Consider the following 18,315-nt stretch of genomic DNA (forward strand, 5'->3'; position numbering starts at 1 on the left):
GCTAGAGGCCGAGCGATTTCGCGATGATGACCTTCATGACCTCGCTGGTGCCGGCATAGATCCGAGCGACCCGCGCATCGGTGTAGAGCCGCGCGATCGGATACTCCATCATGTAGCCGTAGCCGCCGAAGAGCTGCAGGCAGCGGTCCACCACACGCTGTTGCATCTCGGTGCAGAACAACTTGACGCGCGCGGCGTCGGCGCCGGACAACTCTCCCTCGACATGCAGCGCGACGGCCCGGTCCAGCATCGCCTGGGCCGCCTCCACCTCTGTCGAGCAAGCGGCGAGCTCGAACTTCGTGTTCTGGAACGAAGCCACCGGGGTGCCGAACGCCTTGCGGCTCTGGGTGTACTCGATCGCCGCGGCGATCGCCGAGCGGGCCTGCGCCACCGATCCGACCGCAACGGTCAACCGTTCCTGAGGCAGGTTGTGGCCGAGGTAGGAGAACGCCTCGTCGACCTCACCCAGCACGTTGGCCGCGGGGACCCGCACGTCGACGAACGACAACTCGGCGGTGTCCTGGACCTTGCAGCCCATCTTCTCCAGCTCGCGCCCCCGGGTGAATCCCTCCATACCGTCCTCGACGACCAACAGCGTCAGCCCTGTTCGACGGTTGTCCGGATCGGTCGAGGTGCGGGCGACGACGATCACCAGATCGGCCTGCATACCCCCGGTGATGAACGTCTTCGCGCCGTTGACGATGTAGTCGTCTCCGTCGCGGACCGCGGTGGTGCGCACCCCGGCCAGGTCTGATCCGGTTCCGGGTTCGGTCATCGCGACGGCGGTCAACAACGTCCCGGCCGCCAGGCCGGGGAACCAGCGTTGGCGTTGTTCCTCGTTGGCGTAGTGCAGGAAGTACGGCAGGATCACCTCGAGTTGCGTGCGCACCGTCGACAGCGTCACCAGCGCGCGAGCCGCCTCTTCCTGCAGCACCACGTTGTAGCGGTAGTCGGGTTGGCCACCGCCGCCATACTCCTCGGGGATCGCCATCCCGAGCATCCCGAGTTCGCCCATCCGGGCGAAGACCTCGCGAGGCATGCGGCCGCCCTTCTCCCACTGCGGGTAGTCCGGCACGACCTCCTTCTCGACGAAGTCGCGGGCCAGCTCCCGGAACGCCTCGTGGTCCTCGGTGAACAGATCTCTACGCACTGAAAGAGCCTCTCCTGGCTAGGCGACGAGCTCGACGACCGTGGCGTTGGCGGTCCCGCCGCCCTCACACATCGTCTGCAGCCCGTAGCGAATTCCGTTGTCGCGCATGTGATGGATCATCCGGGTCATCAGCACCGCACCGGAAGCGCCCAGCGGGTGCCCCAGCGCTATCGCCCCGCCCAGCGGATTGAGCTTGGCTTCGTCGGCGCCGGTGTCGGCCAGCCACGCCAGCGGGACCGGCGCGAACGCCTCGTTGACCTCGAAGACACCGATGTCGTCGAGCTTCAGACCGGCCTTGTGCAGCACCTTCTCCGTCGCCGGGATGGGTCCGGTGAGCATCAGCTTCGGGTCGGCCCCGGTCACGGCGCCTGCGCGGTAGCGCACCAGCGGGGTCAGACCGAGGTTGACGGCGTTCTCGGCGGTGGTCACCAGCAGCGCGGCGGCCCCGTCGGAGATCTGCGAGGAGTTCCCGGCGTGGATCACGCCGTCCTCGGTGAACGCGGGCTTGAGATTGGCCAACTTCTCCACGGTGGTCCCGCGGCGGATGCCTTCGTCGTCGGTCACGGGGGCGCCGTCGGTGAACACCGGCACGATCTGATCCTTGAACGCCCCGGCGTCCTGGGCTGCGGCGGCGCGTTCGTGCGACTGCGCGGAGTATTCGTCGAGCCGGGTGCGGGAGAACCCCCACTTCTGGGAGATCATCTCCGCCGAGATGCCCTGGTTGAACGAGAAATCGTCATAGCGCGCAAAGACTTTCGGGCCGTAGGGTGTACCGGTGGCGCGGGCGGCGCCCAGCGGCACCCGGCTCATCACCTCCACCCCGCCGGCCACCACCATGTCCTGCTGGCCCGACATCACCGCCTGCACGGCGAAATCGAGGGCCTGCTGGCTGGATCCGCACGCCCGGTTGACGGTGGTGCCGGGGATGTGTTCGGGCCAGCCGGCCGCGAGTACGGCGTAGCGGCCGATGTTGCTCGACTGGTCGCCTACCTGCGAGACGCATCCCCAGACCACGTCGTCGATGATGTCGGTGTCCACGCCGGTGCGTTCCACGAGTTCGTTGAGCACCAGCGCCGACAGGTCGGCGGCATGCTGCTCGGCCAAGCCGCCGTTGCGCTTGCCGACCGGCGTACGTACCGCTCCGACGATGACCGTCTCCCGCATGATCTCTACTCCTTGGTCTCGGGCTTGTCGTACAGGGCCCACGCCCCGGTGAACTCAGGATCGCGCTTGGCCGCGAACGCTGCGTAGGCCTCGGTCGAATCCGTGGTCGCGAAGTTGCCCGGCTGCGCGCGGGCCTCATTGGCCAGCGCCTCGCGCAGGGTCGTGTTGGCCCCGTCGTTGAGCAGCGCCTTGCTCTGCGCCAGCGCGAACGGCGGGCCCGCGGCCAGCCGGTCGGCGAGGCCGTCGACGAACGCGTCGATCTCCTCGGCGGGCGCGACCCAGGTGACCAACCCGAGCTCGCGGGCTTCCTCGGCGTCGATCATGTCGGCCAGCAGCACGAGCCGCTTGGCCTGCTGCAGCCCGACGAGTTTCGGCAACAGCCACGAGCCACCGAGGTCGACCGACAGGCCGCGCTTGGAGAAGATCTGGCAGAACCGGGATTCCGGCGTGGCGACCACCAGGTCGCAGCCCAAGGCCAGGTTCCATCCCGCGCCGACGGCAACGCCGGTGACCTTCGCGACGGTCGGTACCGCGAGTTCATGCAGCGCCAACGCCACGTCGGTGAGCCGGTCGAGCTTGTAACGCGGATGGATCTGCTCTCCGGTGCCGATGTCGGCGCCGGAGCAGAACGCCCCACCCGCACCGGTGAGCACGACCGCGCGCACGTCGGGGTCGCGTTTGACCTGCCGCAGGGCGTCCGCCAGTTCCACCCACAGTTGCGCGTCGATCGCGTTGCGACGCTCGGGACGGTTCAGGGTCAGCGTCCGGACCCCGTCGCGATCTGACCTCAGCAGCACCGGCTCAGCCACGATAGGCCGGTCCGATCACACCGTCGGTTCGTAGTGCGGCCAATTCCTCTGCGCTGACCCCGATTTCGGTGAGCACCGCGTCGGTGTGCTCGCCGAGACCCGGAATCGCCCCCATCGGCTGTTCGAAGTCGCTGATCACCGGCGGGGGCCGCAGGGCCCGGATGTCACCCTTGGGGGTCGCGACGGTCCGCCACCGGTCGCGGGCGTCCAGGTGCGGATGCACGATGACCTCGCTGGGCTTGTTGTAGCGGGAGTTCCCGATGCCGGCCTCGTCGGCCTTCTTCTGGATGTCCGCCAGATCGTGCCGGACACACCACGCGCGGATCGCGTCCTCGAGGATCTCGCGGTGTGCGCACCGGTCGGAGTTGGTGACGAACCGGGGATCGTCGGCGAGGTCGGGCCGGTCGATGATGTCCCTGGCCACCCGCTGCCATTCGCGGTCGTTGGTGGTGCCGAGCACCACGGTCTGCCCGTCGCGCGTCGGGAAGGCACTATAGGGCGCCACCGCCGGGGACCCGACACCGAGCGGTTCCTGGTCGATACCCGAGTGTTGGGTGTAGGTCAGCGCATAACCCATGACGTCGGTCATCACATCGAACAGGCTCAATGCCACCGACGGCGCGACCGCGGGCGCAGGTCCACGGGCGCGGCCGTAGAGCAGAGCCAGGATGGAGATCGCCGCGTACAGGCCCGTGCTGAAATCGGCCACCGCGGGCCCGGGTTTGGCCGGCATGCCCGGGTAACCGGTGATGGCGCACGATCCCGCCTCGGCCTGCACCAGAAGGTCGTAGGCACGTTTGTGCGAGATGGGACCGCCGGGACCGTAGCCGTCGATCTCCACCGGGATCACCTGCGGGTGCCGCTCCGCCAGATCGGACGGTGCGATTCCCAGGCGGGCGGTCGCACCCGGCGCGAGGTTGGACACGAACGCATCGGCCCGGTCGAGCAGCCGGTGCAACAGGTCCATCCCTGCAGGCGACTTCGTGTTGAGTGTGACCGACTCCTTGCCCCGGTTGGCCCACACGAAGTGGGCGGCCAATCCGCCGGGGCCATTGACGACGTCGTCGTAATCTCGGGCGAAGTCGCCCCCTTTGGGGTTCTCCACCTTGATGATCCGCGCTCCGAAGTCGGCCAGGACACGGGTACACATGGGCGCGGCCACGGCTTGTTCCATGGCCACGACGGTGACGCCGGCCAACGGTCCGGCGTTCGGTTCAGAACTCGTCACGTGTTCACATAACCATAGAGCTCGAGTGAGACCTGTGGCGCTGTCACTCAGTAGCTCCGGGGCAGCCCGAGCACGTGCTCACCGAGGAAGTTCAGGATCATCTCCTGACTCACCGGTGCGATCTTCATCAGTCGCGACTCGCGGAAGTACCGCGACACGTGGTACTCCTCCGAGTAGCCCATTCCGCCGTGCAGCTGCAACGCGCGGTCCGCGGCACCGAATCCTGCGTCGGCACAGAGGTACTTCGCGGTATTGGCCTCGCGTCCACAGGGCTTTCCGTTGTCGTAGAGCCAGGTGGCCTTGCGCAGCACCAGTTCGGCCGCGTCGAGCCGGGCCAGCGAGTCCGCCAGCGGGAACTGCAGCCCCTGGTTCATGCCGATGGGGCGGTTGAAGACGTGTCGTTCGTTGCCGTACTTGACGGCCTTCTCGAGGGCCACGCGCCCGATGCCCAACGCCTCGGCGGCGATCAGCATGCGCTCCGGATTCAGTCCGTCGAGGATGTACTTGAAGCCCTTGCCCTCCTCGCCGACCCGGTCCTCGACGGGCACCATCAGGTCGTCGATGAACAATTCGTTGGAGCTCACCGCATTTCGGCCCATCTTGTTGATGGGTCGGATGTCCACCCGGTCACGGTCGAGGTCGGTCAGGAACAGCGTCATGCCGTCGGTCTTCTTGGTGACCTCGTCGTAGGGGGTCGTGCGGGTCAGCAGCAGGATCTTCTCCGACTCCAGCGCCTTGGAGATCCACACCTTGCGGCCGTTGACGCGGTAATGGTCGCCCTCACGCTTGGCCGTGGTGGTGATGCGCGAGGTGTCCAGTCCGGCACCGGGTTCGGTGACCCCGAAGCACACATGCAGGTCACCGTCGACGATCCGGGGCAGGGTGCGCGCCTTGAGTTCGTCGGAGCCGTGCTTGACCACCGGTTGCATGCCGAAGATCGACAGGTGGATGGCGCTGGCGCCGTTCATCGCGGCACCGGACCGCGACACTTCCTCGAGCAGCAGGGTCGCCTCGGTGATCCCGAGACCGTGGCCGCCGTACTCCTCGGGGATGGTCATGCCGAGCCAGCCGCCCTTGGCGATGGCGTCGTAGAACTCCTGCGGGAATTCGTGCGCCTGGTCCTTCTCCATCCAGTAGTGGTCGTCGAACTTGCTCGCCAGCTCCGCCACCGACTTGCGGATCAGTTCCTGGTCCTCGGTCAGCTCGAAGCTCATACCGCCCGGCATCGCTGTTTCTCCTCGATCGTCGAACGCCGAAATTGCATTCCACGTGGTGTTTTCGCGAGTTGACGCGCGTGGAATGCAATTCCGGCGAAAGTGTGTCAGTCCTTGTTGCCGGTGATCGACTTCGCGCTGGCCGCGAAGTCGGCGAACGTGGCTCCGGTCTTCTCCTTGTTGGAGAGGGCTTGGATGGAGACGTCGTGTCCTTCGGCGGCTTTGCGCAGGGCGCCGACGGTGGCCTGGTCTTTGCCGATGTGGGTGAAGGGGTCCCAGTTGTACCAGCGCATGGCGTTTTCGTAGGTCATCTTGTTGATCTCGTCGTCGGGGACGTTGTTGGCCTTGAGGACCTCGTCGAGTTGTTCGGGGGCGCCGGGCCACATCGAATCGCTGTGCGGGTAGTCGGCTTCCCAGCAGATGTTGTCCACCCCGATCTGATGACGGGTGGCCACCCCGACCGGATCAGCGATGAAACAGGTCAGGAAATGCTCCCGGAACACCTCGCTGGGCAGCTTGCCGCCGAAGTCCTGACCGGTCCAGGTCGAATGCATCTCATAGGTGCGATCCACCCGCTCCAGGAAATACGGAATCCACCCCGTCCCACCCTCACTCAACGCGATCTTCAGATCCGGATACTCCTTGATCGGCCGCGACCACAACAGATCCGCCGCAGCCTGCACGATGTTCATCGGCTGCAACGTGATCATCACATCCATCGGCGCATCCGCAGCAGTGATCGCCAACCGCCCCGACGACCCGATATGCACATTGAGCACCGTGTCGGTATCAACCAGCGCATCCCACATCGGCTTCCAATGATCAAAATCATGAAACGACGGGTAACCCATCGCCGCCGGGTTCTCGGTGAACGTCAACGAATGCACACCCCGCGCCGCGTTACGCCGAATCTCCTTGGCGCACGCTTCGGGATCCCAGATCACCGGCAACGTCATCGGAATGAACCGCGCCGGATACGCCCCGCACCACTCCTCGACATGCCAATCGTTGTAGGCCTGCACCAACGCCAACGAGAACTCCGCATCCTCAGTGGCAAACAACCGCCCCGCAAACCCCGGGAACGACGGAAAACACATCGACCCCAAAATCCCGCCGGCATTCATGTCCTTGACCCGCTCATCGACCTGCCAACACCCCGGCCGAATCTCATCAAGACCCTGAGGCTCCAGGCCGTACTCCTCCTTCGGACGACCCGCCACCGCATTCAACGCCACATTCGGAATCACCACATCCCGGAACTGCCAGGTATCCGACCCATCCGGGTTATGCACCAACCGCGGCGCCTCATCCAAATACTTCTTCGGCAGATGATTCTTGAACATATCCGGCGGCTCAACGATGTGATCATCCACGCTGATCAAAATCATGTCGTCTTTATGCACGATGGCTTTCCTTCCGCCCCAGGCATGCGCCCGTGGTCTCTGGTCGCGGCCCATTGTTCTCCTGACAAGGAAACTAGCTTCTCTATCGACGAGAATCAACGTTTGCGGACCACATCGGTGCTGCTCGGCCCCTGATCTCCCCGCTCCGTCGACGCCCCCTCGGCCAACACCGCTGACCTGCACCGTTGACGATCCCTCCGAAAAGTGGAAATCTATTGGTCAAATATGAGAACCTGATTCTCATGAGCGAGAGGAGGCCGTCGGTGCGCGTGGCGCCACTGCCCGCTGACCAGTGGGACGAGACCGTCGACAAGGCGCTCTCCGGCCTGATGCCGCCGGAGATGCGCAACCCGCAGACCGCGGGCAATCTCGTCTCGACGCTGCTGAGGCACCCGAAGTTGGCTCGCGGGTTCCTCAGGTTCAACTTCCAGCTTCTCTACGGTGCGACCCTGCCGGCGCGCCTGCGCGAACTGGCGGTGCTGCGGATCGCCCACGATGCCGAGTGCGAGTACGAATGGCGGCATCACGTCGACATGGCCCGCGAGGTCGGGGTCACCGACGAGGACATCGACGGTGTCACTCGCGGCGAAGCCGGCGACGAACTCGACCGTGCGGTGCTCACCGCGGTCGACGAACTGCGGCGCGACGCCGTCATTTCCGACACCACATGGACAGCGTTGTCCGGCCACCTCGACGAGCGCCAGCTGATGGAACTCGTCTTCACGATCGGCTGCTATGGCGCCCTGGCCATGGCAATCAACACCTTCGGCGTCGAACCCGACGCCACTACTGATGCAGAGAGGTAGCGAACCCCATGGCATTTTTCCCGAAACCTGCCGTCGGCAGCTGGACCGAGAACTGGCCCGAACTCGGCACCGCTCCGGTCAACTACGAGGACTCGATCGACCCCGAGCACTGGAAACTGGAGCAGCAGGCCATCTTCCGTAAGACCTGGCTCAAGGTGGGCCGGGTCGAGCAGCTTCCCAAGAAGGGCAGCTACTTCACCCGCGAGATGCCGTCGGTCGGAACCGGCACCTCGATCATCATCGTCAACGACGGCGAAGAGGTGCGGGCGTTCTACAACCTGTGCCGCCACCGCGGCAACAAGCTGGTGTGGAACGACTACCCGGGTGAAGAGACCTCCGGCAGCTGCCGCCAGTTCGTCTGCAAGTACCACGCCTGGCGCTACAGCCTCAAGGGCGACCTCACGTTCGTGCAGCAGGAGCAGGAATTCTTCGACCTCGACAAGCAGGACTACCCGCTCAAGCCGGTGCGCTGCGAGGTGTGGGAAGGCTTCATCTTCGTCAACTTCGACGACAACGCGATCTCACTCGAGGAGTACCTCGGTGAATTCGGACAGGGCCTGAAGGGCTACCCGTTCCACGAGATGACCGAGCACTACAGCTACCGCGCCGAGATCAAGTCGAACTGGAAGCTGTTCATCGACGCGTTCGTCGAGTTCTACCACGCACCGATCCTGCACATGAAGCAGGCCGAGAAGGAGGAAGCCGAGAAGCTGGCCAAGTTCGGTTTCGAGGCGCTGCATTACGACATCAAGGGCGATCACTCGATGATCTCGTCCTGGGGCGGCATGAGCCCGCCGAAGGACCTCAAGATGGTCAAGCCCATCGAGCGCATCCTGCACAGCGGCCTGTTCGGTCCATGGGATCGACCCGCCATCAAGGGGATCCTGCCCGACGAGCTGCCGCCGGCGATCAATCCGGGCCGTCACAAGACCTGGGGCCAGGACTCGTTCGAGTTCTTCCCGAACTTCACACTGCTGTTCTGGGTTCCGGGCTGGTACCTCACCTACAACTACTGGCCCACCGGGGTGGACACCCACATCTTCGAGGCCGACCTCTACTTCGTGCCGCCGAAGAACCTGCGCGAGCGGTTGTCTCAGGAGCTGGCCGCGGTGACGTTCAAGGAGTACGCGTTCCAGGACGCCAACACCCTGGAGGCCACGCAGACCCAGATCGGCACCCGGGCCGTCCTCGACTTCCCGCTCTGCGATCAGGAAGTGCTGCTGCGCCACCTCCACCACACCGCCCACAAGTACGTGGAACGGTACAAGGCGTCCCTCGCCAACGGGGACGGGTCATCGAACGGCAAGCACGCCGCCACGGAATCGAAGGAAGCCGCCAATGCCTAAGTTGCCTGAAGAATTCGCCGATCTGGAGCGATTCGCCGACTGGTGCCTGCCCACCGAGGAGGAGCGTTACCAGAAGCGGCTCAACTCCAGCATGGAAGAGATGCAGGCGCTCTACGACGCCGGCATGGCCCGCCTCGAGGACATCATGGTCTACGTGGACGCCCGGTTCCCGCTCAGCAGCATGCCCGATGACGCCAAAGCCCTTGTCCACCTGGGCCAGTCGATCGTCATGGTGAGCTTCCCGGTCGAGGTCTGGAAGCAGCCGCGGGTACTGGACAGCGGCGCGGCCTATATCAAACTGATCAAGGAGCCGGTGGTCTGACGGTGACCATCCTGACCCTCAAAGCCGCGGGTCTCGTCGACGTCGACACCGGGGAGATCCTCCCCGGTGTCGTCCGTATCGACGGTGATCGCATCGTTGGAATCGGGGAGGCGGCGCAACCCGGCCCCGACGATCAGGTCATCGATCTGGGTGACTCATTCCTGCTGCCCGGCCTGATGGACATGGAGGTCAACCTCCTCATGGGTGGGCGCGGGGAGAATCCCGGGCTCTCCCAGGTCCAGGACGATCCGCCGACCCGGGTGCTACGCGCGGTCGGCAACGCCCGCCGCACACTACGGGCCGGGTTCACCACCGTCCGTAACCTCGGATTGTTCGTCAAGACAGGCGGATTCCTGCTCGACGTCGCGCTGGGCAAGGCCATCGACGCCGGTTGGATCGAGGGTCCGCGGGTGATCCCCGCGGGTCACGCCATCACCCCGACGGGCGGTCATCTCGACCCGACGATGTTCGCCGCGTTCATGCCCGGCGTGCTCGAGCTGACCATCGAGGAGGGCATCGCCAACGGTGTCGACGAAATCCGCAAGGCGGTGCGCTACCAGATCAAGCACGGCGCTCAGCTGATCAAGGTGTGCTGTTCGGGCGGCGTGATGTCGCTGACCGGAGAGGCCGGCGCACAACACTATTCGGACGACGAACTACGCGTGATCGTCGACGAGGCGCATCGCCGGGGTCTGCGGGTGGCCGCACACACCCACGGCGCCGAGGCCGTCAAGCACGCCGTCGACTGCGGGATCGACTGCATCGAGCACGGATTCCTGATGGACGACGAAGCCATCCAGATGCTGGTCGACAACGATCGGTTCCTGGTGAGCACCCGTCGGCTGGCCGAGTACATGGACGTCTCGAAGGCTCCGCCGGAACTGCAGGCCAAGGCCGCCGAGATGTTCCCGAAAGCGCGGACGTCGATCAAGGCCGCCTACGAGGCGGGCGTGAAGATCGCCGTCGGCACCGACGCCCCGGCGATCCCGCACGGCAAGAACGCCGACGAGCTGGTCACGCTGGTGGACTGGGGTATGCCGCCGGCCGCCGTGTTGCGCGCGGCGACCGTCGTGGCGGCCGACCTGATCAACAAGTCGGACTCCCTGGGCCGTTTGGCCGAGGGCTATCTCGCGGACGTCATCGCGGTCCCCGGCAATCCGCTGGAGGACATCGGCGTTACACGCAATGTCAACTTTGTAATGAAGGGCGGTAAGGTCTACCGACATGAGCAACCGAACTGAGGATCTCGTCGAGATCCAGCAGCTCCTGGCGAAGTACGCAGTCACCATCACCCAGGGTGACATCGACGGACTGGTCTCGGTGTTCACCCCGGACGGGACCTACAGCGCGTTCGGCTCGACCTACACGCTCAACCGCTTCCCCGAGTTGGTCGACGCCGCACCCAAGGGTCTGTTCATGACCGGCACCTCGCTGGTGACGCTCGACGCCGACGACCCGGACAAGGCGACCGGCACCCAACCGCTGTGCTTCATCGAGCATTCCAAGCACGACATGCGCATCGGCTACTACAACGACACCTACGTCCGCACCGATGACGGCTGGCGCCTGAAAACCCGTGCCATGACGTTCATCCGGCGCAGCGGTGAGCACGACTCCGGACGCCCGCACGCCATCGGTCGGCCGGAGGCGGGATGATCTCCACCGACACCGCGGAGTTCCGAACCCAGCTGCGGGCATGGCTCGACGAGAACGACCTGACCCCGCCGGAGGGTGCGCACTCGCTCGACGACCACATCAAGCAGTTCCTCCGCGTGCAGCGGGCACTGCATGACGCCGGTTGGAATCGCTACGGCTGGCCGGAGAAGGCCGGCGGACTCGGTGGTCCGGACATTCTGCGCGCGGTCGTCGGCGAGGAGGTGGTGGGCCGGCGGCTCGCCGAGCCGGGACCGTATTCGATGCTCGAGGTGCTGACCCCGACCATGATCGACTATGCGCCCGACGGTCTGGCCGCCGAGATGGTGCCCCGGCTGCTCAGCGGCGAAGAGCTGTGGTGTCAGGGCTTTTCCGAGCCGGGATCGGGCAGCGACCTGGCGTCGTTGACGACGCGCGCCACCCTCGATCCCGATGGCCGCCGCTACGTCATCAACGGCCAGAAGGTGTGGACGAGCTTCGCGCAGTTCTCCCAGCGCTGCATCCTGCTCACCCGCACCGGTGACGCCGAGACCCCCAATCACCAGGCGATCACCGCGTTCTTCATCGACATGGACAGCCCGGGGATCACGGTGCGGCCGCTGCAGACCATGCACGGTGTCGACGAGTTCTGTGAGGTCTACTTCGACGACGTCGTCGTCGAAGCCGATCGGATGCTCGGAAAGCCCGGTGACGGTTGGCAACTCGCGATGGACCTGCTGCCGTACGAACGCTCCAGCTGCTTCTGGCAGCGCATCGCGTACCTGTATTCCCGGTTCGACGAGTTGATCGGCATCGTCAAGGGCCTGGGCACCGGGTCGGATTCCGACCTGGGCGAGGTGTACCTGGCGCTGCACACGCTGCGCTGCCGCTCGCGGGCCACCCAGCACCGACTGGCCGAAGGTCAGCGACTGGGCGCGGACACCTCGATCGACAAGGTGCTGCTCGCCGGAGCCGAGCAACAGTTCTACGACACCGTGCGCGATCTGCTGCCCAGTGTCATCGAACTCGAAGACTCCGACTGGCGCACCGAGTTCCTGTATTCGCGCGCCGCCACCATCTACGGCGGCACCGCGGAGGTACAGCGCAACATCATCGCCCGCCGGCTACTCGATCTCGGGAAGGAGTGACCATGGACCAGGACATGGACGCCCAGTCGCTCGGCATGCTCGAGGACACACTGCGCAAGACGATGCTGTCGGCCTCGGGCCCCGAACTCGATGCGGCGCTGGCTGAACTGGGTTGGGCCGAGATGCTCTCCGACATGCCCGATCTGGCGATCCCGCTGGTCTTCCGGTTGCTCGGCGAGACCGGCTCCTACGCTTCGATTCTCAACGACGTGATGCTCGAGACCATCGGCGCCCAGCCCGGGGGTACCCCCCCGATGCCCTACACCGGCGGCGGCTGGGTGGTGTGGGAACGCACACCGAGCGAGGACTCCGCCACGCTCGGCGGGTTGCCGCTGAAGCGGGTGCCCGACGGCGAATTGATGCGCATGGGTGAGGCCCGGCGCGCCGTGGGTTGGTGGCTGGTGGGTTCGGCGCGCGCCATGCTGAACCTGGCCCGGCAGCACGCCCTGGATCGCGTGCAGTTCGGTCGCCCGATCGCGGGTTTCCAGGCGGTGCGTCATCGGTTGGCCGAGACCCTGGTGGCCATCGAGGGCGCCGAGGCGACGCTGGGTCTGCCCGGCACCGAAAGCGCCGACCTGACCGCCATGCTGGCCAAGGCCGCGGCCGGTAAGGCCGCGCAGACCGCCGCGCGTCACTGCCAGCAGGTCCTGGCCGGCGTGGGCTTCACCGCCGAGCACGACCTGCACGTGCACATCAAGCGAGCCATGGTGCTCGATGGATTGTTGGGCAGCTCAAAGGAATTGACGCGCAAGGCGGGCGCCGGCCTCCGCGCCCGCGGCTCGGTCCCCCGCCTGGCATATCTCTGACTCTCCTCCCGCGAAAGCGCGCGTCTGTCCGGTGACACACCGAGACAGCGCGCGCTTTTTCGTTCGGTCACGCCCGACGAGCGCGCGCAAAATGCCGACTCTGCCCGGCGCGCCGCCGGACAAACACGCGCGCTCGCCGAAACGGGGTGAGACGCGGGGTTACTTGATGTTGGCCTTCATCTCGTCGAGATTGACCAGCACCGGCCAGCCACCGACGCTCAACGCGTTGCCGTGGCCGGTCTGGTGAACGTCGAAGACCGACTGGATGGCCGCGTAGAAGCCCTGCACGTCGAGCGTCTGGTTGACCGCACGCTTGGCCTGACGCAACGCAAACGGCGGCATCTTCGCGATCTGCTCGGCCAGGGCCCGCGTCTCGGAGTCGAGTTCGGCACGCGGAACCACCTTGTTGACCATCCCGGTGCTGTACACCTCCTCGGCCGTCATCGCCCGACCGGTGAACAGGATCTCCTTGGCCTTGCGCGGGCCGAGCTCCCAGGTGTGACCGTGGTATTCGACACCGCCGATACCCATGAGGACGACGGGGTCGGAGAACTGCGCGTCGTCGGCGGCGATGATCAGATCGCAGGGCCAGCACAGCAGCAGACCCCCGGAGATGCATCGGCCCTGCACGGCGGCGATCGACGGCTTGGGCACGTTGCGCCACCGCAGCGTGTACTCCAAGTAGCGCTTGGCCTCGTGCTGGATGATGAACTCCAGCGTGATCTTGTCCGGAACAGGTCCGCCGCCGCGGAGATCGTGGCCGGCGGAGAAGTGCTTTCCATTGGCTCGCAGCACGATCACCGCGACCTCGGGATCCTCGGCGGCACGCTGCCACGCCGCGTCGAGTTCGTCGAGCAGCTCGGGGTTCTGCGCGTTGGCGGCCTCCGGCCGGTTCAGCGTGATCGTGGCGATCTTGTCGGCGACCTCGTAGTCGATGTACATGCGGTGCATCCTCGGGTTTCGGCTATGGCCGGCGCGGCCATGGAGAACGGGCGTCGCGTCGATCGGAAATGGCGCGACAGCGAAGAACCTGAGAAGAACCTTCTCTTATCTCCAATATGAGAATACTATTCTCGTGATGAGGAAGTTACAATCTCTGACACGTAGGCCGAGAGGGGGTCGAGGACCGCAATGGCAAGGCGTTCTCCGGTACAGTCAGTTCATGTTCTTCCCAACCGGTCTGCAGCCGATGGGCCGCCGGTGACCACGCCGAGCGAAGAGCCGGCATGGAAGCAGCGCGCTGTCGAGCGGTCCATCAAGACCGCCAAGCTCCGCGCCGCCCAGCGGGTGCAGCGATTTCTCGACGCCGCGCAGGCCATCATCATCGAGAAGGGCAGCACCGACTTCACCGTGCAAGAGGTCGTGGACCGGTCGCGACAGTCACTTCGTAGCTTCTATCTGCAGTTCGACGGCAAACACGAGCTCCTGCTGGCCCTGTTCGAGGACGCCCTGAGTCGCTCGGCCGATCAGATCCGCGCCGCCACCACTGGCCAGGAAGACCCGTTGGAGCGACTCAAGATCGCGATCCAACTGCTCTTCGAGACGTCCCGTCCGGACCCGGCCGCCCGACGGCCGCTGTTCACCGATTTCGCGCCGCGTCTGCTGGTTTCCCACCCCTCCGAAGTCAAGATCGCGCACGCGCCGCTGATCGCCCTGCTGACGGAACTGATGGAGGAGGCCAGCGCGGCGGGCAAACTGCGCGAGGGCATCAATCCCAAGCGCATGGCCGCGATGACCATGCAGACGGTCATGTTCGTGGCCCAGTCCAGCGGTGATGCCGGTGACGGCACCGCCAACCCCATCACCGCAGACGAGGTCTGGGACTTCTGTTCGCACGGATTCGCCGCGCCGTAGTCCGGCGATCGCCGGTGTGCCGGGGCGACGCTCCGTCGTCGTGGTGGCTACCTCCAGCTGTATGAGAGTGCCGTTCTTCTTTCCGGAGAACATCGATGGTCGTGATTGATTCCACCATTGACACTGTTGTGTAAGTGATGCCACAGTGTGTGAGACAGATGGCCGTCGGCTGTCTTACGACTCCTGTCTAATCGAGCACCGGTCCGGCGAGAGGGACACCGTGACAATCAGCGCTGAGAACTCCGACGTACGGAACTCCGACGCATCGGACGACCTGTACTACGACCCCTACAGCGTCGAACTCAACATGAACCCTTACGCGGTGTTCGCGCGCATTCGCGAGGAGGCCCCGCTCTACTACAACGAGAAGCACGACTTCTACGCGCTGAGCCGCTTCGACGACGTCAACAAGGCCCTGATCGACCACGAGACGTTCATCTCCGGCCGCGGCGCGCTACTGGAGATCATCAAGTCCGGGATGGAGATCCCGCCCGGCACTTTGATTTTCGAGGATCCGCCGATCCACAACATCCACCGCAATCTGCTCTCCCGGATGTTCACGCCCCGCAAGGTGCTCGCGCTCGAGCCGCAGATCCGCGAGTTCACCGCACGCTGTCTTGATCCCCTGGTGGGCACCGGTAAGTTCGACTTCGTCAACGACCTCGGTGAGCAGATGCCGATGCGGGTGATCGGCATGCTGCTCGGCATCCCCGAGGAGCATCAGCGCCGCGTCACCGAACACGGTGAGGCGACACTGCAGAAGGACAACGTGGACGCGATGGCCACCGGAGAGGTGTTCGCCGAGTTCATCGAGTACCGGACCGAGCACCCGTCCGACGACATCATGACCGACCTGCTGAACGCCGAATTCACCGACGAGACCGGCACATTGCGCAGACTCACCCGCGAAGAGCTGCTGATGTATCTCACCGTCGTGGCGACGGCGGGATCGGAGACCACGACCCGGCTGATCGGCTGGGCGGGCAAGACGCTCGCCGAATACCCCGATCAGCGGCGCGCTCTGGCGGCAGACCCCAGCCTCATCCCTCAGGCGATCGAGGAGATCCTGCGCTGGGAGCCGCCGGCACTGCAGGTGGCCCGCTATGTCGCCCGCGACACCGAGTACTACGGGCAGAAGGTTCCCGCGGGCAGCGCCATGCTGTTGTTGATGGGAGCCGCCAACCGCGACCACCGCCGCTTCGCCCCCGACGGCGATGTCTTCGACATCCACCGGGAACAGAAGTCGCACATGACGTTCGGCGCAGGTACCCACTTCTGCATGGGTAACGCGCTGGCCCGGCTGGAGGGTCGTATCGCCCTCGAGGAGATCCTCAAACGTTTCCCCGAATGGGACGTCGACTGGGCCAATGCCCGGCCGTCGCAGACCACCGCGGTGCGTGGCTGGGAAGCCATGCCCACCTTCATCTCTTGATCTTCGAAGAACCCCAATCCCCTACAACAGAAGGATCTGTGAGCACATGGCAGGACGTGTAGAAGGCAAGGTCGCGTTCATCACCGGCGCGGCGCGCGGTCAGGGACGGGCACACGCCGTCCGGCTGGCCGAGGAGGGCGCCGACATCATCGCCGTCGACATCTGCAGGCAGATCGACAGCGTCCTGATCCCGCTGAGCAACCCCGAGGATCTTGCCGAGACCGCAGATCTGGTCAAGAACGCCGGCGGCCGGATCCACACCGCCGAGGTCGACGTGCGCGACTTCGACGCCCTCAAGGCAGCGGTGGACGCCGGTGTCGAGGAGTTCGGCCGACTCGACATCATCGTCGCCAACGCCGGCATCGGCAACGGCGGCCAGTTGCTGCACGAGACCGGGGAGCCCGACTGGGACGACATGATCGGGGTCAACCTGTCCGGCGTCTGGAAGACCGTCAAAGCCGGTGTGCCACACATCCTCGCGGGCGGGCGCGGCGGATCGATCATCCTCACCAGCTCGGTCGGCGGTCTGAAGGCCTACCCGCACACCGGACACTACGTCGCGGCCAAGCACGGCGTCGTGGGCCTGATGCGCACCTTCGCCGTCGAACTCGGCGCCCAGAACGTCCGGGTGAACTCCGTGCACCCGACCAATGTGAACACCCCGTTGTTCATGAACGAGCCGACGATGAAGCTGTTCCGTCCCGACCTGGAGAACCCGGGCCCGGACGACATGAAGGTCGTCGGCCAGCTCATGCACACCCTGCCCATCGGGTGGGTGGAGCCCGAGGACATCGCCAACGCGGTGCTGTTCCTGGCTTCCGACGAGGCGCGGTTCATCACCGGTGTTCCGTTGCCCGTCGACGGCGGCAGCTGCCTGAAGTAGCGCCACGGTGGCCGCACCAGAGTTGTCCATCCCGCAGGACTGGGACACGATCAGCCCGGAGTGGATGACTTCTGCTCTGGCCCAGCACTTTCCGGGTGCAGACGTCAGCGGGGTCGAGGTCGTGCTGCGTGACGACGGCACCAACCGACGCGCCCGTCTGGCGCTGAGCTATTCGGCGGGCGAGGGTCCGGCGACGGTCTTCGCCAAGGCTGTCGACCCCGAGCATGCGGATCTGGTCGCGCTGACCAGCGGGCTGTACCACGAACCGAGGCTGTTCGCCTCGGGCGTGGTACTGCCGCTGGATCACCCCGCGGTGTATGTGGCGATCATCGACGAAGAGCGCCGCGACTTCCTGATGATCATGGAGGACGTGGTCGGCCGCGGCGCCGATCCGCGCGATTCCACCCGCCCGCTGACGGTCGACCAGGCCGCAGCAGGGGTGCGCGGTCTGGCCCGGTTGCACAGCCGGTACTGGGGCGAAAGGCTCACCGGCAACCCGGCGCTGTCCTGGGTGGAGCCGTTCGTCGCGTTCGAGGGACTGGAATACGCACCGCTGGACATCGCCCGGGAGCGGCTCGGTGACACGGTCGCTCCCGAAGTGCTGGCACTGAACGGGACCGAGCTGTTCGTCGACATCTGGGCCCGCTACATCGGCACGCTCACCACCTCGCCGGCCACGCTGTTGCACGGCGACCCGCACATCGGCAACACCTTCGTCGCGCCCGACGATTCACCGTCGGGCGAGACGGTCGGTTTCCTGGACTGGCAGATGGTCCGGCGCGGCAACTACTCGTTGGACCTGGGCTACTTCCTGCAGGGAGCCCTGACCATCGAAGACCGTCGCCGCAGCGAACAGGACCTGATCGACGCCTACCACGACGCGCTCGAACTTCCGGGCTCGGAGCGGCCCGGTCGCGAGGACGTCTGGCTGCGCTACCGCGCCTCGGTGGCCCACGGGCTGGCGATCTGGATGGCCACCCTGTCGGGCGGTGATGCCTGGCAGAGCGCCGACATCTGTCTGGCCCTGGCCCAGCGGTACGCGGCGGCGTTCGTCGACCTGGAGACACCGAAAGCTCTGACGGCGATCGCCGGCTGAACCGATTCAACCCGAAACCCAC

General features: G+C 65.5%; 18 protein-coding genes. 11 read left to right on the plus strand and 7 right to left on the minus strand.

Annotated elements, in window-relative coordinates; genetic code table 11:
- Position 1: 1 nt before the first annotated feature.
- The 6 genes from ACAG25_RS02690 to ACAG25_RS02715 all read right to left on the minus strand — a co-directional run bounded on the left by ACAG25_RS02690 (position 2) and on the right by ACAG25_RS02715 (position 6,968).
- Positions 2 to 1,150, minus strand: a complete 1,149-nt coding sequence (locus tag ACAG25_RS02690; RefSeq protein WP_370486722.1) for an acyl-CoA dehydrogenase family protein — start codon at positions 1,148 to 1,150, stop codon at positions 2 to 4.
- Positions 1,151 to 1,168: 18 nt separating this feature from the next.
- Positions 1,169 to 2,314: an acetyl-CoA C-acyltransferase gene (locus tag ACAG25_RS02695; protein WP_370486723.1), complete on the minus strand. Its 1,146-nt coding sequence runs from the start codon at positions 2,312 to 2,314 to the stop codon at positions 1,169 to 1,171.
- Between the two features lie 5 nt (positions 2,315 to 2,319).
- Positions 2,320 to 3,126: an enoyl-CoA hydratase/isomerase family protein gene (locus tag ACAG25_RS02700; protein WP_370486857.1), complete on the minus strand. Its 807-nt coding sequence runs from the start codon at positions 3,124 to 3,126 to the stop codon at positions 2,320 to 2,322.
- Positions 3,116 to 4,351, minus strand: coding sequence for a CaiB/BaiF CoA transferase family protein (locus ACAG25_RS02705; RefSeq protein ID WP_370486724.1), 1,236 nt, complete (start codon positions 4,349 to 4,351; stop codon positions 3,116 to 3,118). Before ACAG25_RS02705 ends, ACAG25_RS02700 begins: the two co-directional genes overlap by 11 nt.
- Positions 4,352 to 4,398: 47 nt before the next feature.
- A complete protein-coding gene (locus ACAG25_RS02710) occupies positions 4,399 to 5,577 on the minus strand; it encodes an acyl-CoA dehydrogenase family protein (RefSeq protein WP_370486725.1) in 1,179 nt (392 codons plus the stop codon).
- 95 nt (positions 5,578 to 5,672) lie between these two features.
- Positions 5,673 to 6,968 carry an amidohydrolase family protein gene (locus tag ACAG25_RS02715; protein ID WP_370486858.1) on the minus strand — a complete coding sequence of 432 codons (1,296 nt, stop codon included), beginning with the start codon at positions 6,966 to 6,968 and terminating at the stop codon, positions 5,673 to 5,675.
- A 263-nt stretch (positions 6,969 to 7,231) separates the two neighbouring features.
- Here ACAG25_RS02715 and ACAG25_RS02720 point away from each other — a divergent pair, with 263 nt between their 5' ends.
- From ACAG25_RS02720 to ACAG25_RS02750, 7 genes are read left to right on the plus strand one after another with little or no spacing between them, the layout of a single operon-like run.
- A complete protein-coding gene (locus tag ACAG25_RS02720) occupies positions 7,232 to 7,774 on the plus strand; it encodes a carboxymuconolactone decarboxylase family protein (RefSeq protein WP_370486859.1) in 543 nt (180 codons plus the stop codon).
- Positions 7,775 to 7,782: 8 nt separating this feature from the next.
- On the plus strand, positions 7,783 to 9,120 hold the full coding sequence (locus ACAG25_RS02725) for an aromatic ring-hydroxylating dioxygenase subunit alpha (RefSeq protein ID WP_370486726.1): 1,338 nt from the start codon (positions 7,783 to 7,785) through the stop codon (positions 9,118 to 9,120).
- Positions 9,113 to 9,442: a hypothetical protein gene (locus tag ACAG25_RS02730; RefSeq protein WP_370486727.1), complete on the plus strand. Its 330-nt coding sequence runs from the start codon at positions 9,113 to 9,115 to the stop codon at positions 9,440 to 9,442. Before ACAG25_RS02725 ends, ACAG25_RS02730 begins: the two co-directional genes overlap by 8 nt.
- 8 nt (positions 9,443 to 9,450) lie before the next feature.
- A complete protein-coding gene (locus ACAG25_RS02735) occupies positions 9,451 to 10,683 on the plus strand; it encodes an amidohydrolase family protein (protein ID WP_370486860.1) in 1,233 nt (410 codons plus the stop codon).
- Positions 10,667 to 11,098 carry a nuclear transport factor 2 family protein gene (locus ACAG25_RS02740; protein ID WP_370486728.1) on the plus strand — a complete coding sequence of 144 codons (432 nt, stop codon included), beginning with the start codon at positions 10,667 to 10,669 and terminating at the stop codon, positions 11,096 to 11,098. The genes ACAG25_RS02735 and ACAG25_RS02740 overlap by 17 nt, the downstream gene beginning before the upstream one ends.
- On the plus strand, positions 11,095 to 12,222 hold the full coding sequence (locus ACAG25_RS02745) for an acyl-CoA dehydrogenase family protein (protein ID WP_370486729.1): 1,128 nt from the start codon (positions 11,095 to 11,097) through the stop codon (positions 12,220 to 12,222). The genes ACAG25_RS02740 and ACAG25_RS02745 overlap by 4 nt, the downstream gene beginning before the upstream one ends.
- Before the next feature lie 2 nt (positions 12,223 to 12,224).
- Positions 12,225 to 13,028 (plus strand): acyl-CoA dehydrogenase family protein, encoded by an 804-nt coding sequence (locus ACAG25_RS02750; protein ID WP_370486730.1) that lies wholly within the window; start codon positions 12,225 to 12,227, stop codon positions 13,026 to 13,028.
- Positions 13,029 to 13,187: 159 nt separating this feature from the next.
- Here ACAG25_RS02750 and ACAG25_RS02755 read toward each other — a convergent pair whose 3' ends face one another.
- Positions 13,188 to 13,970: an enoyl-CoA hydratase gene (locus ACAG25_RS02755; RefSeq protein ID WP_370486731.1), complete on the minus strand. Its 783-nt coding sequence runs from the start codon at positions 13,968 to 13,970 to the stop codon at positions 13,188 to 13,190.
- A gap of 189 nt (positions 13,971 to 14,159) precedes the next feature.
- Between ACAG25_RS02755 and ACAG25_RS02760 the strand changes: the two genes are divergently transcribed.
- The 4 genes from ACAG25_RS02760 to ACAG25_RS02775 all read left to right on the plus strand — a co-directional run bounded on the left by ACAG25_RS02760 (position 14,160) and on the right by ACAG25_RS02775 (position 18,293).
- The gene (locus ACAG25_RS02760) at positions 14,160 to 14,882 is read left to right on the plus strand and encodes a TetR/AcrR family transcriptional regulator (protein ID WP_370486732.1); all 723 of its coding nucleotides are present in this window, start codon (positions 14,160 to 14,162) and stop codon (positions 14,880 to 14,882) included.
- Positions 14,883 to 15,189: 307 nt separating this feature from the next.
- Positions 15,190 to 16,314: a cytochrome P450 gene (locus ACAG25_RS02765; protein ID WP_370486861.1), complete on the plus strand. Its 1,125-nt coding sequence runs from the start codon at positions 15,190 to 15,192 to the stop codon at positions 16,312 to 16,314.
- Positions 16,315 to 16,360: 46 nt separating this feature from the next.
- Positions 16,361 to 17,197 carry a mycofactocin-coupled SDR family oxidoreductase gene (locus ACAG25_RS02770; RefSeq protein ID WP_370486733.1) on the plus strand — a complete coding sequence of 279 codons (837 nt, stop codon included), beginning with the start codon at positions 16,361 to 16,363 and terminating at the stop codon, positions 17,195 to 17,197.
- Positions 17,198 to 17,204: 7 nt separating this feature from the next.
- Positions 17,205 to 18,293, plus strand: coding sequence for a phosphotransferase (locus tag ACAG25_RS02775; RefSeq protein ID WP_370486734.1), 1,089 nt, complete (start codon positions 17,205 to 17,207; stop codon positions 18,291 to 18,293).
- The last annotated feature ends 22 nt before the right edge of the window (positions 18,294 to 18,315 follow it).

Origin of the sequence: Mycobacterium sp. pV006 (genome assembly GCF_041287115.1) — a bacterium.
Lineage (GTDB): Bacteria > Actinomycetota > Actinomycetes > Mycobacteriales > Mycobacteriaceae > Mycobacterium.